Annotated in this window: 12 protein-coding genes; 4 read left to right on the top strand and 8 right to left on the bottom strand. The window is 71.7% G+C overall.

Annotation, left to right across the window (positions count from 1 at the left end):
• Position 1 precedes the first annotated feature (1 nt).
• Positions 2 to 430: a PPOX class F420-dependent oxidoreductase gene (locus ACFWPS_RS21210; RefSeq protein ID WP_089106442.1), complete on the bottom strand. Its 429-nt coding sequence runs from the start codon at positions 428 to 430 to the stop codon at positions 2 to 4.
• A 95-nt stretch (positions 431 to 525) separates the two neighbouring features.
• On the opposite strand from ACFWPS_RS21210, the gene ACFWPS_RS21205 reads away from it, so the two are divergent.
• Positions 526 to 939 carry a roadblock/LC7 domain-containing protein gene (locus ACFWPS_RS21205; RefSeq protein WP_383707299.1) on the top strand — a complete coding sequence of 138 codons (414 nt, stop codon included), beginning with the start codon at positions 526 to 528 and terminating at the stop codon, positions 937 to 939.
• 127 nt (positions 940 to 1,066) lie between these two features.
• Positions 1,067 to 1,936, top strand: a complete 870-nt coding sequence (locus ACFWPS_RS21200; RefSeq protein WP_383707297.1) for a DUF6397 family protein — start codon at positions 1,067 to 1,069, stop codon at positions 1,934 to 1,936.
• Between the two features lie 39 nt (positions 1,937 to 1,975).
• On the opposite strand, the gene ACFWPS_RS21195 is transcribed toward ACFWPS_RS21200, so the two are convergent.
• Positions 1,976 to 2,842, bottom strand: coding sequence for an acyl-CoA thioesterase (locus ACFWPS_RS21195; protein ID WP_383707295.1), 867 nt, complete (start codon positions 2,840 to 2,842; stop codon positions 1,976 to 1,978).
• 55 nt (positions 2,843 to 2,897) lie between these two features.
• Positions 2,898 to 5,411: a DEAD/DEAH box helicase gene (locus ACFWPS_RS21190; protein ID WP_383707293.1), complete on the bottom strand. Its 2,514-nt coding sequence runs from the start codon at positions 5,409 to 5,411 to the stop codon at positions 2,898 to 2,900.
• A 145-nt stretch (positions 5,412 to 5,556) separates the two neighbouring features.
• Between ACFWPS_RS21190 and ACFWPS_RS21185 the strand changes: the two genes are divergently transcribed.
• Positions 5,557 to 6,351, top strand: a complete 795-nt coding sequence (locus ACFWPS_RS21185) for a metal-dependent hydrolase (RefSeq protein ID WP_383707291.1) — start codon at positions 5,557 to 5,559, stop codon at positions 6,349 to 6,351.
• Between the two features lie 26 nt (positions 6,352 to 6,377).
• Here the strand turns inward: ACFWPS_RS21185 and ACFWPS_RS21180 are convergent, their stop codons facing one another.
• From ACFWPS_RS21180 to ACFWPS_RS21165, 4 genes are all read right to left on the bottom strand, one after another.
• A complete protein-coding gene (locus ACFWPS_RS21180; protein WP_089106448.1) occupies positions 6,378 to 6,638 on the bottom strand; it encodes a type B 50S ribosomal protein L31 in 261 nt (86 codons plus the stop codon).
• A gap of 45 nt (positions 6,639 to 6,683) precedes the next feature.
• The gene (locus ACFWPS_RS21175) at positions 6,684 to 7,154 is read right to left on the bottom strand and encodes a DUF5709 domain-containing protein (protein WP_383707289.1); all 471 of its coding nucleotides are present in this window, start codon (positions 7,152 to 7,154) and stop codon (positions 6,684 to 6,686) included.
• 204 nt (positions 7,155 to 7,358) lie between these two features.
• Positions 7,359 to 9,140: an ABC transporter ATP-binding protein gene (locus ACFWPS_RS21170; protein ID WP_383707287.1), complete on the bottom strand. Its 1,782-nt coding sequence runs from the start codon at positions 9,138 to 9,140 to the stop codon at positions 7,359 to 7,361.
• Positions 9,137 to 10,990, bottom strand: coding sequence for an ABC transporter ATP-binding protein (locus ACFWPS_RS21165; protein WP_383707285.1), 1,854 nt, complete (start codon positions 10,988 to 10,990; stop codon positions 9,137 to 9,139). The genes ACFWPS_RS21170 and ACFWPS_RS21165 overlap by 4 nt, the downstream gene beginning before the upstream one ends.
• A 195-nt stretch (positions 10,991 to 11,185) precedes the next feature.
• On the opposite strand from ACFWPS_RS21165, the gene ACFWPS_RS21160 reads away from it, so the two are divergent.
• Entirely contained in the window at positions 11,186 to 11,989 is an 804-nt protein-coding gene (locus ACFWPS_RS21160) for a L,D-transpeptidase family protein (protein ID WP_383707283.1), read from the top strand.
• Between the two features lie 23 nt (positions 11,990 to 12,012).
• Here the strand turns inward: ACFWPS_RS21160 and ACFWPS_RS21155 are convergent, their stop codons facing one another.
• A complete protein-coding gene (locus tag ACFWPS_RS21155; protein WP_383707281.1) occupies positions 12,013 to 14,004 on the bottom strand; it encodes an N-acetylmuramoyl-L-alanine amidase in 1,992 nt (663 codons plus the stop codon).
• Between the last annotated feature and the right edge of the window lie 71 nt (positions 14,005 to 14,075).

Raw genomic sequence — 14,075 nt, 5'->3', positions numbered from 1 at the left:
CTCAGCCCGTGAGGTCCTTGAGCGCCACAACCTTCTCCACGGTGACCCGGACCAGCAGCTCGCCGGGAACGCCGTTGCGGGCACCGAACTCCTCCGCGCGCTCCGCCCCCATGTAGCGAGCCGAGATCCGGGTGGCCGAGTCACGGAGTTCGCCCAGGTCCTCCGACAGCCGGGCACGCCCGTTCAGCACCACGAAGTGGAAGGGCGGCCGGTCGTCGTCCACACAGAGGGCGACACGCCCGTCACGGGCGAGATTGCGCCCTTTCACGGTGTCCTTGCCGGTGTTGAAGACCAGCTCGTCCCCGTCCAGCAGGAACCAGATGGGGGCCACATGCGGGCTGCCATCGGCGTTGACGGTGGACAGTTTGCCGGTGCGGGTGCCGTGCGAGACGAACGCCCGCCATTCCTCGTCGGTCATCTTCTCTGCCATGTCCCCATCCTCCTTGCCCGGACGCCGGTGGTGGGGAAGGCTGGCGGGGAGATCCTCCCGCCAGGGGGAGACGCTACACGGGGAGACGCTAAGACATGGCGCAGAACCAGGGACTCGGCTGGCTGCTCGACGACCTGACCGAGCGCGTGGAGCACGTACGGCACGCGCTGGTCCTGTCGAACGACGGACTGGTCACGGGAGCGAGCACAGGCCTACGCAGGGAGGACGCGGAGCATCTGGCGGCCGTCGCCTCCGGGCTGCACAGCCTCGCCAAGGGCTCCGGACGCCACTTCGGCGCGGGCCAGGTCCGCCAGACGATGATCGAGTACGACGAGGCGGTCCTGTTCGTCACCGCGGCCGGAACCGGCAGCTGCCTGTGCGTGCTCAGCGGCGCGGAGGCCGACATCGGACAGATCGCCTACGAGATGACCCTGCTGGTCAACCGCGTCGGCGAACACCTCGCAGTGGACGCCCGGCAACCGGAGCGCTCCTCGGTGATAGACCTCTGACCTGCGGATTCATGCCCTGCCGTGGAGTTATCCACAGGCCCGCCACGAGTCTCGCCGAAACGGCTACGGTCTTTTCCACGGCGAGCGCACCGGGCGCGAGCCACCCACTCCACGGGGGAGTACGACCATGTCCGGCACCACCCTGACCCAGTCCCGCCCGCTCACCTGCGCGCCCAGCCGCGCCGCCCGAGAACTGGGCCTCAGGCGAGGTGAGTTCGATCTCGCGGTACACCTCGGACGGATCCGGACCGTACCCGACGAGGGAGGCGGCGGAGGCCGCCGCGTCCCACGGACCGAGATCGACCGGCTCCAGGGCCGGGCCGCGGCCCTCCGCGAGAGCGTGCAGGTCGTGGGGACGACCGAGGGCGCGGCCCTGATGGGGATCCCGGCGGGCAGGTTCACCCGCGTGGCGAAACTCGGCCTGGTGACTCCGGTGAGGTGGTACCCGAACCGCTACCGGGCCGTGGTCTGGCTCTACCTGGCCGAGGAGCTGGGGCAGTTCGCGGCCGACGAGAAGAACACGCGGCTGCTCACCGGCCGTACGCCCGCTGAGCTGAGCGACCGGCTGAGGGCGGGCGCGGACCAGCGGGCCCGCAACTGGCGCGGACGCCACTGTGGTTTCCTGCTGCGGCAGGCGGACGGGCCGTGGGAGCGGGCCGGTGTGGTGGCCGGCTTCCTGGACCCCGGTGAGATCGACGACATGCTCACGGACCCTCACGAGCGCGCCCATGTGGCGGCCTTGCGGCCGGCACCGCCAGCCCACGGCGCACCGGGCTCGCCGGCCGCGCAGCTCGCCGAAGAGCTCATGACGGCGGCCGACCCGGACGAGGTCGACTGGTTCAGGCACGACCTGGCACGGGAAGTCGCGCGAGCCCGCACACACCGGCCGGTGCCCCGCCCTGCCGCACCGTCCCGGCACCCCGCCTCCGACCGGTCGGCCCTCTCCCGGGGCCTGCGCGGCTGGCTGCTGCGCAGAAACCCACGGCCCGCCCACTGACCGGCGGCCCGGACTGACCGGCGGCCCCGGCCGCGTCCGCTACAGCGCGCGGAACAGCCCCTCCTGGACGACCGACACCAGCAGCCGCCCGTCGAGGTCGTAGACCCGCCCGCGGGCCAGGCCCAGACCGCCCGTGGCGATGGGGGACTCCTGCTCGTACAGGAACCACTCGTCCGCGCGGAACGGCCGGTGGAACCACATGGCGTGGTCCAGCGAGGCGATGTCGAAGTTCCGCGGCCCCCACAGCGGTTCGACGGGGACCCGGACCGCGTCCAGGAGGGTCATGTCGCTGGCGTAGGTCAGCGCGCAGGTGTGCACCAGCGGATCGTCGCCCAGCGGGCCGACCGCGCGCATCCACACCGCGCTGCGCGGCTCGGCGCCCGCTATCTCCTCGGGGTTCCAGCGCAGCCGGTCGACGTAGCGGATGTCGAAGGGCTGACGGCGCGCCATCCGCTCCAACTGCTCCGGCAGCTCGCCCAGATGCTTGCGGATCTCCTCGGCGAGCGTCGGCAGCGACTCCGGGTGCGGCACCTCGCGAAAGGGCGGCAGCTGGTGCTCGAAAGCTCCCACCTCAGGCTTGTGGAAGGAGGCGGTCAGATTGAAGATCGTGCGGCCCTGCTGCACGGCGGTGACCCGGCGCGTCGTGAACGACCGCCCGTCCCGGACCCGTTCGACCTGGTACACGATCGGCACGCCCGGCCGGCCCGGGCGCAGGAAGTACGCGTGCAGCGAGTGCACCGGCCGGTCGCCCTCCGTGGTGCGGCTGGCGGCGACCAGCGCCTGGCCGGCCACCTGGCCGCCGAAGACCCGCTGGAGGGACTCCTGGGGGCTGCGGCCGCGGAAGATGTTGACCTCGATCTGCTCCAGGTCGAGCAGGTCGACCAGTCTCTCGGCCGGGTTGGTCATGGGTTGGATTCTCCTGCGCTGGGGCCTGTACTCGAACCTGTTCCGGGGCCTGTGCTCAAAGCTGGCCGACATCGGTGACGCGGACGACCGCGCGGCCCTCGGCGTCGGAGGCCGTCAGGTCGATCTCCGCGCTGATGCCCCAGTCGTGGTCGTCGTTCGGGTCGTCGAAGATCTGGCGGACACGCCACAGCGCGTTCTGCGGCTCCTCCTGGATCACCAGCAGCTTGGGGCCACGGGCGTCCGGGCCGGTGCCCAGGTCCTCGTACTCGTCCCAGTACTTGTCCATCGCCTCGCCCCAGGCGTCGGCGTCCCAGCCGGAGTCCGCGTCCATCTCGCCCAGTTCGTCCACCCGGTCGAGGGCGGCGAGTTCCACGCGCCGGAACATCGCGTTGCGCACCAGGACCCGGAAGGCGCGCGCGTTGGCGGTGACCGGCTTGACCTCGTCGGCCTTCTCCTGGGCCTCCTCGGCCGTCATCTCCTCCGGGTTGGCGAGCTGCTCCCACTCGTCCAGCAGGCTGGAGTCGACCTGGCGGACCGTCTCGCCCAGCCACTCGATCAGGTCCTGCAGGTCCTCGGACTTCAGGTCGTCCGGGATGTTGTGGTCGAGGGCCTTGTACGCGCTCGCGAGGTAGCGCAGCACAATGCCCTCGGTGCGGGCCAGCTCGTAGAGCGACACCAACTCGGTGAAGGTCAGCGCCCGTTCGTACATGTCCCGGATGACCGACTTCGGCGACAGCGGATGGTCGCCGACCCAGGGGTGGCTCTTGCGGTAGGTGTTGTATGCGTGGAAGAGCAGCTCTTCCAGGGGCTTCGGGTAGGTGATGTCCTGGAGGCGCTCCATGCGCTCCTCGTACTCGACGCCGTCCGCCTTCATCGCGGCCACGGCCTCGCCCTTCGCCTTGTTCATCTGGGCGGCCAGGATCTGGCGCGGGTCGTCCAGGGTGGACTCCACGACGGACACCATGTCGAGGGCGTACGAAGGCGATTCGGGGTCGAGGAGTTCGAACGCGGCGAGGGCGAACGTGGACAGCGGCTGGTTGAGCGCGAAGTCCTGCTGGAGGTCGACCGTGAGCCGGACGATACGGCCGGTGGCGTCGGGCTCGTCGAGCTTCTCGACGATGCCGCCGTCGAGCAGCGAACGGTAGATCGCGATCGCCCGGCGGATGTGCCGCAGCTGCTGCTTGCGCGGCTCGTGGTTGTCCTCCAGAAGGTGGCGCATCGCCTCGAAGGCGTTGCCCGGGCGGGCGATCACCGACAGCAGCATCGTGTGGGTCACGCGGAACCGCGAGGTCAGCGGCTCCGGCTCGGACGCGATCAGCTTCTCGAACGTGGTCTCCGTCCAGCCGACGAAGCCCTCCGGCGCCTTCTTGCGCACCACCTTGCGCCGCTTCTTCGGGTCGTCGCCCGCCTTGGCCAGCGCCTTCTCGTTCTCGATGACGTGCTCGGGGGCCTGCGCGACGACCAGACCGGCCGTGTCGAACCCGGCCCGGCCCGCGCGGCCGGCGATCTGGTGGAACTCGCGGGCGCGCAGGGTGCGCACCCGGTTGCCGTCGTACTTGGTGAGGGCGGTGAACAGCACCGTGCGGATGGGCACGTTGACGCCCACGCCCAGGGTGTCGGTGCCGCAGATGACCTTCAGCAGACCGGCCTGCGCGAGCTTCTCCACCAGGCGCCGGTACTTGGGGAGCATGCCGGCGTGGTGCACGCCGATGCCGTGCCGGACGTACCGGGAGAGGTTCTGGCCGAACTTGGTGGTGAAGCGGAAGTTGCCGATCAGCTCGGCGATCTGCTCCTTCTCCTCCTTCGAGGACATGTTGATGCTCATCAGCGCCTGCGCCCGCTCCACCGCCTGCGCCTGCGTGAAGTGCACGATGTACACCGGCGCCTGCCTGCTCTCCAGGAGCTCGGTGAGCGTCTCGGTCATCGGGGTGAGCTGGTACTCGTAGGAGAGCGGTACCGGGCGGGTCGCCGAGCGGACCACGGCGGTGGGGCGGCCGGTGCGGCGGGTGAGGTCCTTCTCGAAGAAGGAGACGTCGCCGAGGGTGGCCGACATGAGGATGAACTGCGCCTGGGGCAGTTCGAGGAGCGGGATCTGCCAGGCCCAGCCGCGGTCGCCCTCCGCGTAGAAGTGGAACTCGTCCATGACGACCTGGCCGACGTCCGCCTGTTTCCCGTCGCGCAGCGCGATGGAGGCGAGCACCTCGGCGGTGCAGCAGATGACGGGCGCGTCGGAGTTCACGGAGGCGTCGCCGGTGAGCATGCCGACGTTCTCGGTGCCGAAGAGCTTGCACAGCTCGAAGAACTTCTCCGACACCAGCGCCTTGATCGGGGCCGTGTAGAAGGTGACCTCGTCCCGGGCCAGCGCGGCGAAGTGCGCACCCGCGGCGATCATGCTCTTGCCGGAGCCGGTCGGCGTCGACACGATCACGTTCGCCCCGGAGACCGCCTCGATCAGCGCCTCCTCCTGGTGGGGGTAGAGCGTGAGACCGCGCTCCTGGGCCCAGGCCTCGAAGGCTTCGTACAGGGCGTCGGGGTCGGCGGTCGGCGGCAGCTGATCGATGAGGGTCACGCCCCCATCTTGCCTGGCCCACCCGCCCAGGGGGGAATCGGCTTCGAGCACGAAGATCATGGCCGCTACGCTGTGTCGCCGACGGAGCGTCAACGCACCCGGTCAACTGGACAGCGGTATACGAGGAATGGGGCGGGGAACGGCCATGATGGGACCAGCACACTCACTGTCGGGAGCCGCCGCCTGGCTCGGCGTAGGAGCCGCGGCGGCAGCGACGGGGCATACGATGCCCTGGCCGGTGCTCCTGGTGGGGGCACTGATCTGCGCCGGCGCCGCGCTCGCCCCGGACCTCGACCACAAGGCGGCGACCATCTCACGGGCCTTCGGACCGCTGTCGCGCTGGGTCTGCGAGATCGTGGACAAGCTCTCCTACGCCGTCTACAAGGCGACCCGGATGGCGGGCGACCCGCGCCGCAACGGCGGGCACCGGACGCTGACGCACACCTGGGTGTGGGCGGCGCTGATCGGCGGGAGCTGCTCGGCCGCGGCGATACTCGGCGGCCGCTGGGCGGTGCTGGCGATCCTCTTCGCGCACATGGTGCTGGCGATCGAGGGCCTGCTGTGGCGGGCGGCGCGCGGCTCCAGCAGCGACATCCTGGTGTGGCTGCTGGCGGCGACCAGCGCCTGGATCCTGGCCGGCGTCCTGGACAAGCCGGGCAACGGCTCGGACTGGCTGTTCACCCAGCCCGGCCAGGAGTACCTGTGGCTGGGGCTGCCGGTGGTGCTCGGGGCACTGGTGCACGACATCGGGGACGCGCTGACCGTCTCCGGCTGCCCGGTCCTGTGGCCCATCCCGATCGGCCGCAGGCGCTGGTACCCGATCGGCCCGCCGAAGGTGATGCGGTTCCGCGCCGGCAGCTGGGTCGAGCTCAAGGTGCTCATGCCGGTGTTCATGGTGCTCGGCGGCATAGGCTGCGCGGCCGCCCTGAACGTGATCTGACCCAGCGGTCATTCGGCCTCCGAGGGTCAGCCCGCCTGTCCCGAGCCACTCCCGTAGCGGCGCTCGAACGCGGCGACGCGGCCCTCGGAGTCCACCGTGCGGGCCTTCCCGGTGTAGAAGGGGTGGCTCTCGGAGGAGATCTCCACGTCGACCACCGGGTAGGTCTGGCCGTCGTCCCACTCGATCGTCTGGTCGCTGGTGGCGGTGGACCGGGTCAGGAAGGCGTATCCGGCGGCGCGGTCGCGGAAGACCACGGCGTGGTAGTCGGGGTGCTTGTCCTGCTGCATGGCGGCTCCTCGAAGGACGGGGCGGGCGGGCAGGGGCGGGCGGGCTCAGCCGTAGGCGGTGTCCTCGTCGACGATGTGCATCGCGGCCTCCTCGGCGGAGGCCCCGGCGCCGTCGATGCCGATGTCGGTCGCGACGAGGCCGTTCTCGTCGTCCTCGTGCGCCCCCTCGTTCGGGGCCACGAGCCGGCCGGAGCGCAGATCGCCGACCTCGTTGTCCAGGAGTTCTCCGTCGCTGCCCTGGCAGTCGCCGATGTCGTCCCCGTCGGGGACAGCCGGTTCGGGCAGTTCCTCGGCGAGCCGCTGGTCCAGGGTCTCGCCCCGGCGGCGCTCCGCCGCGGTCACCCCGGTGTGTTCCACCGCCCACGGCCGCTCGGGCGGGGACCAGCCACGGTCCAGGGGATCGCTGACGCCGTCGGACTCCAGCGTGTCCTCCGCGTCGAGCAGCCCCGTGTCCTCACGGATCTCGGATCCGTCGGGCTGGTAGACGTCGTCCCCCCATCCGTCGGCGGTGGTCACGGCTACCTCCAGGGGGTGAGGACGCGGTCCGCGGGGCGGGCCGCCGGCACGCTCGGCACCGGTGCGCGGCGGGAACCGTACGGTTCCCGCCCGGCCCCCGAACCGGTGCCGCTCTCCAGCCTTCCACCCCTGCTCGCACCCGCGCAACGGCACGGGGCGCGACCTGCGGCGCACACCCCGTGCCCTACCCCTTGCCGCGGCCTGTCACCCGTGCCACGACCGCCACAGCGCCGCGTAGGCGCCGTCGGCCGCCACCAGCGCGTCGTGGCTGCCGAGCTCGCTGATCCGACCGTTCTCGACCACGGCGATGACGTCCGCGTCATGGGCGGTGTGCAGCCGGTGGGCGATGGCGACCACGGTGCGGCCGTCCAGGACCCGGGCCAGGGACCGTTCCAGATGGCGGGCGGCGCGCTGGTCCAGGAGCGAGGTCGCCTCGTCCAGGACCAGCGTGTGCGGGTCGGCCAGCACCAGCCGGGCCAGCGCGATCTGCTGCGCCTGCGCCGGGGTCAGGGCGAGCCCGCCGGAGCCGACCTCGGTGTCCAGACCCTCCTCCAGGGCCCGCGCCCAGCCGTCCGCGTCGACCGCGCCGAGAGCCGCCCACAGCTCGGCATCCGCCGCGTCGGTCCGGGCGAGCAGCAGGTTGTCGCGCAGGGAGCCCACGAAGACGTGGTGCTCCTGGTTGACGAGGGCGACATGGGAGCGGACCCGCTCGGCGGTCATCCGGGACAGCTCCGCGCCGCCCAGGGTGATGCGGCCGTCCCGGGGCGCGTAGATCCCGGCGAGCAGCCTGCCCAGGGTGGACTTGCCCGCGCCCGAGGGGCCGACCAGGGCCAGCCGGGTGCCGGGCGCGACCTCCAGGGAGACCTCACGCAGCACGTCGACACCCTGCAGGTAGCCGAAGCGGACCTCGTCCGCGTGCACCTCCCGGCCGGCGGGGGCCAGCGCGGCGTCCCCGGCGTCCGGCTCGATGTCCCGGACGCCGACCAGCCGGGCCAGCGACACCTGGGCGACCTGGACCTCGTCGTACCAGCGCAGGATCAGGTTCACCGGCTCGACGAGCATCTGGGCGATGAGCGCGCCAGTCGTCAGCTGGCCGACGTCGATCCAGCCCTTCAGGACGAAGACGCCGCCGATCATCAGCACCGAGCCGAGGACCGTGGTGTGGGTGGCGTTGACCGCCGGGAACAGCACCGACCGCAGCCACAGGGTGTAGCGCTCCCACGCCGTCCACTCCTTGACCCGGCGCTCGGACAGGGCGATACGGCGGGCGCCGAGCCGGTGCGCCTCGATGGTGTGCCCGGCGTCCACGGACTCCGCGAGGGCGGCGGCCACGGACGCGTATCCGGCGGCCTCGGAGCGGTAGCCGGCGGGCGCCCGCCGGAAGTACCAGCGGCAGACGACCACCAGGATCGGCAGGGCGAGCAGCACGGTGGCGGCCAGTGGCGGTGCCGTGACGACGAGTCCGCCGATCAGCAGCACGACCCACACCACGCCGATCGACAGCTGCGGCACGGCCTCCCGCATGGCGTTGGCGAGCCGGTCGATGTCGGTGGTGATCCGGGACAGCAGGTCGCCCGTGCCCGCCCGCTCCAGGACGCCCGGCGGCAGCCCGACCGAGCGGACGAGGAAGTCCTCGCGCAGGTCGGCCAGCATCCGCTCGCCGAGCACGGCACCCCGCAGCCGTACCTCGCGCACGAAGACGGACTGGACGGCGAGTGCGACCAGGAACAGGCCGATGGTCAGGCCCAGATGGAGGTCGCGGGCTCCGTCGGAGACCCGCTCGACGAGTCCGCCCAGCAGGTACGGGCCGACCATGGAGGCGACTACGGCCACCGTGTTGACGGCGATCAGGAGGGAGAGGGCCCGGCGGTGCCGGCGGAACAGTTCGGCCACGTAGGCACGTACGGTTGCGGTGGCGCCGACGGGCAGGGTGGTGGCCGTCGTCGGGGCAGCCGGGTCGTACGCCGGTGGCGCGACGCCGATCATGCGCTCTCCTCGATCTCTTCCAGCGCCCTGCCTCGCAGCGCGACTTCGTTCTTTTCCGGCGCCCTGCCTCGCAGCACGGCTTCGTTCTCTTCGTGCGCCGCGCCTTGCAGCGCCGCTTCGTCGTCCGTCTCACGTGTCACGACCGACCGGTACCGCCGCTCGGCGCGCACCAGTTCGCGGTGCACGCCGACCGCCGCGACCTCGCCGTCGAGGACCAGGACCACCCGGTCGGCCCGGTCGAGCAGCAGCGGCGAGGAGGTGAAAACGACGGTCGTACGGCCGGACCGCAGCTCGCGGATTCCCTCCGCGATCCGGGCCTCGGTGTGCGAGTCGACGGCGGAGGTGGGTTCGTCCAGGACGAGCACCCCGGGGTCGGTGATCAGCGACCGGGCCAGCGCGAGCCGCTGGCGCTGGCCGCCCGACAGGGACCGGCCCCGCTCGGTGATCCGGGCGTCCAGCGGGTCGGTGACGTCCAGTGAGCCCTGGACCAGGGCGTCCAGGACGTCCGCGCACTGGGCGGCGGCCAGCGCGTCCTCGGCCCGCACGGCCCCGGAGGCCGGCACGTCGAGCAGTTCCCGCAGTGAACCGGAGAGCAGCACCGGGTCCTTGTCCTGGACGAGCACCGCGGTGCGGGCGGCCTCCAGGGGCAGTTCGTCGAGCGGTACACCGTCGAGCAGCACGGAGGTGCCGGCCTCGGCGGGGTGGCCGCCCAGCCGTTCGGCGAGGAGTCCGGCCGCGTCGGGGTCGCCGCAGACCACGGCGGTCAGCCGGCCCGCGGGAGCGAGCAGACCGGTGGCGGGGTCGTACAGGTCACCGGCCGGCACGCTGTCGGCGCGCGAGCCACCGGTGTCCGTGGCCCGGTCCAGGGAGAGCACCCGCGCGGCCCGTTTCGCCGACGGGCGTGAGAAGGAGTAGGCCATGGCGATCTCGGTGAAGTGCTGCAACGGGTAGTTGAGGATCATGACCGCGCTGTAGACGGTGACCAGTTCGCCGACGGTGACGCGGCCCTGCCGGGCCAGCTGGACCCCGTGCCAGACGACTGCGATCAGCAGCAGCCCGGGCAGCAGTACCTGGATCGCGGAGATCAGCGACCACATCCGGGCGCTGCGCACGGCGGCGTGCCGTACCTCCTGGGAGGCGCGGCGGTAGCGGTCGAGGAAGAGGTCCTCGCCGCCGATGCCGCGTAGCACGCGCAGTCCCGCGACGGTGTCCGAGGCCAGCTCCGTGGCCCGGCCTGCCTTGGCGCGCTGGAAGTCGGCGCGTCGGGTGGCCCGGGGCAGCAGCGGCAGCACGGACAGGGCGACCAGGGGCAGACCGGCGGCGACGACCCAGCCGAGGGCCGGCTGGTAGAAGAGCAGCGCGACGCCGACTGCGACGACCGTCAGTGCGGCGGCGGTGAAGCGGGAGACCGCCTCCACGAACCAGCCGATCTTCTCGACGTCGCCGGTGGAGACGGCCACCACCTCGCCGGCCGCCACCCGCCGGGTCAGCGCGGATCCCAGCAGGGTGGCCTTGCGGGCGAGCAGTTGCTGGACGCGGGCGGCCGCGGTGATCCAGTTGGTGACGGCGGCCCGGTGCAGGAAGGTGTCGCCGACGGCGATCGCTGTGCCGCACAGCACCAGCAGACCGCCCGTCAGGGCCAGCCGGGTGCCGGAGCGGTCGACGACGGCCTGGACGGCGAGGCCCACACAGAACGGGAGCGCGGAGACGGACACGAAGTGCAGCAGTCCCCAGGCCAGTGCCTTGAGCTGTCCGCCCAGCTGATTCCGCCCCAGCCACCACAGGAACCGGGGACCCGAACGTGCGTCCGGCACGCCGGGATCGGAATACGGAAGATCTTGAATCTGCATGGTGTCCCAGCGGCTCGGGTCGGGGGAGGTGGCGACAAGCCGTGAAAGGTTCGCGTCGGAGCGTCGTCGAAATCAAACGGTTTTTCCTGTCGGCCGTCGAAATCCACCCGCTTCCGGCCAGAGCCTGCCGCCCAACACGCGCTGAATGTCAGAAGATTTAGTTAATTGACCGGTATGTGATGTCAGGATGGGCGGGTGCAGATCAAAAGCGTCCGGCGGGCGACCGCCACGGCGGCGGTCCTCGGAGCTGTCCTGGTGACCCTGAGCGCCTGCGAGGCGTCACCGAGCGGTGGTGCGAAGAACGGCCTGCCGGGGCCGCACACCAGGCCCCCGAGAGCTGCCCGAGCCGCCGGAGCGGGCCCGGCCGGGCAGCCCCCGGCCCGGCAGCCGGACCGGCCCGCGCCGGTCGGAGATCCGGGCCGGCTGCCCGGTGTCGGCGAGCAGTGGCAGGCGCTGATCCCCGACCACTCCGGCCAGGTCGTCGCCGTGTACGGCGAGGACAAGGACTCGGCCGACTCCACGGTCGTGCTGTACAGCCGGCAGGTCGGCGGCTGGCAGCCGGCGGGCAGTTGGCCCGCCCACAACGGGCGGGCCGGCTGGACCGCCGATCACTCCGCGGGTGACGGACGCAGCCCGATCGGCGTGTTCACCGTCACCGACGCCGGCGGTGTGCTCCCCGATCCGGGCACCCGGCTCTCCTACGCCCAGGGCCGGGACCTCTACACACCCCCGCACTACTGGAGCCCGGCGTACCGGCACGACTTCGACTACGTCATCGCCATCGACTACAACCGCCTGCGGGGCACACCGCCGCACGACACGACCCACCCCTGGGGCGACGGCAGGGGTGGCGGCATCTGGTTGCACCTCGACCACGGCAGCGGCACCTCGGCGTGTATCGGCCTTCCCCGGGAGGCCATGGAGTACCTGCTCCGCACACTCGACCCGGCCCGCGAGCCCGTCGTGGTGATGGGGGACAGGCCGAGCCTGCGGTCCTAGCCGGCCCCGGTCGCGGTGCGGTGTCACTGTCCGCCCGGGCCCGCCTCCCCGCCGGACGGGCCCGCCGTGGCGCCGTCCGCGTCCACCAGGTCCACGTCGTCCGCCCGTACGTAGGCGAGCCGGTGGCCGAACTGGATCTCGTAGTACCGCTGCCGGCCCAGCACCACGGGCTGGGGCGTGTCGGAGAAGGTGGACCGGTCGACGTAGGAGCCGCCGACACCGGACTGCGTCACGTACCGCTGGCCGGCCCGCAGGCTGTACGGCAGCGGGGACTCCTCTTCCTCCTCCACTCCCTCCGGGTAGGCCTCCTCCTCCGGGAGGGCCCGCCCGAACACCGGGATCTCGTCCAGGCCTTCCTTGGGCGTCACCATGCGGCCGTGCGCACCGACGGCCGTCGGGTGCACCGTGGGGTTCTTGAACCACGCTTTGTTGCCCTGGTACCAGATCGCCGTCCACTCGCCGCTGCGGTCTGCCACGGCGAAGGTCTGGCCGGTGGAGACACGCGAACCCAGGTCGCTGACGTCCTCCGTGGAGTCCTCGCCGTCCGGCCTGCGGCCCGGGTCCTGGATCAGCGGAGCGCTCTCGTCCGGCCGGGTGTACAGGCGGACCGCGCTGGAGCCGTGCGGCCGGCACGGTACGCCGGCGCCGTCGCAGCCCGTGTACCGCGGCTTGTGGGTGGCGTAGTCCGGCAGGATCATCACCACGGGGCTGTCCGGTCCGGCCGTGGCCTTCAGCGGTGCGCCGAGCAGGTCGAAGTAGTGCCGCCAGTCCCAGAACGGACCGGGGTCCTCGTGCATCTCGGGGATGCTGTCGCCGGTCGGGGACGGCACGTTGTCATGGCCGAAGATGTGCTGCCGGTCCATCGGGACGCCGTACTTCTTCGCCAGGTAGCGCACCAGCCGGGCCGAGGACCGGTACATCTGCTCCGTGTACCAGGTTCCGGGGTGGGTGAGGAAACCCTCGTGCTCGATGCCGATCGAGCGGGCGTTCACGAACTTGCTGCCGGAGTGCCAGGCCTCGTCCTTCGTCCTGACGTGCTGGGTGATGTGTCCGTCGCTGGAGCGGACCGAGTAGTGCCAGGACGCCTCGGTCGGGTCCTGCACGGTCTTGAACATGTTCGGCAGTGTCGACTCGGTGTCGTGGATGACGATGTACTCGATCCGCTGGTCCCGGGGCCGGTCGGCGAGGTCGTGGTTGCCGTAGTCGCCGTCGTCGTCGATCTCCTCGTAGGGCGCGGCGAGCCAGTCGCAGGCCAGTTCGGGCGGGCACTCGACGTTCTTCGGCCGTTTGGGGGTCTGCGGGCCGGGGTGCGGCCTGACGCCGGGGGTGGCGGGGAGGGTGACCTCCTGTCCCTCCGCGGTGGTCCGGTGCGCGCCCCGGCGGATCAGGCCGAAGACGTCGTCGGCGTACGTCGCCGCCGAGGTGACGTCACGGGTGCCGGGGAAACGTTCCACCGCCTGCCACCAGGCCTCCGGGTCGGCGCTGAGCGGCTTGCCGAGATGCCGTTGGGTGGCGGCCAGCAGCGCCGCGCCGCCGCGTACGTTGGCGACGGCGTCCGTGCGCAGCTGTCCGGCGGGGACCTGGATCAGCCGTGCGGCGCGTTCCAGGTCCGCCGGCTGCACGGCATGACCGCCCGCCGCGAACGCCGTTCCCGTGAGCGGGTCGGCCTTGCCGCCGTCCGGCGCGGCCGGGCCGGGTGCGGGCGTCGGGGCGTGGGCACCCTTGGTGTCCACCAGGTGCATGGGACCGTAGCCCCCCGCGACGCTCGGGGTGCCCGGGTGGGTGTCCCAGCGCGACTGCATGTAGGACACGCTCATGAGCACGCTGCGCGGCACGTGGAACTCGCGCGCGGCGTCCGTGAAGGCGTTCTGCAGACGCTGGTCCTCGGCCTCGTCGGCGCCGGACGCCGGGAGGATCAGCAGCGGTGGCAGCAGCGCGGCCGTCGCGATCAGGCAGGCCGTCAGACGGCACGTCCGGAGGGCACTGGGCACACGTGGAGCGACAGTTCTTCTCATACCAGAGGGTCTCCAACCGCTTGCTGAGGGTCTCCAAGCACGCTCGTCGCAACCAGGGCAAGGAGGTTGTC

Origin of the sequence: Streptomyces sp. NPDC058457 (assembly GCF_042720695.1) — a bacterium.
In the GTDB taxonomy this organism is placed as follows: Bacteria; Actinomycetota; Actinomycetes; order Streptomycetales; family Streptomycetaceae; genus Streptomyces.
The sequence above is the reverse complement of the archived record's forward strand: the minus strand, read 5'-3'. Positions and strand labels throughout refer to the sequence as shown.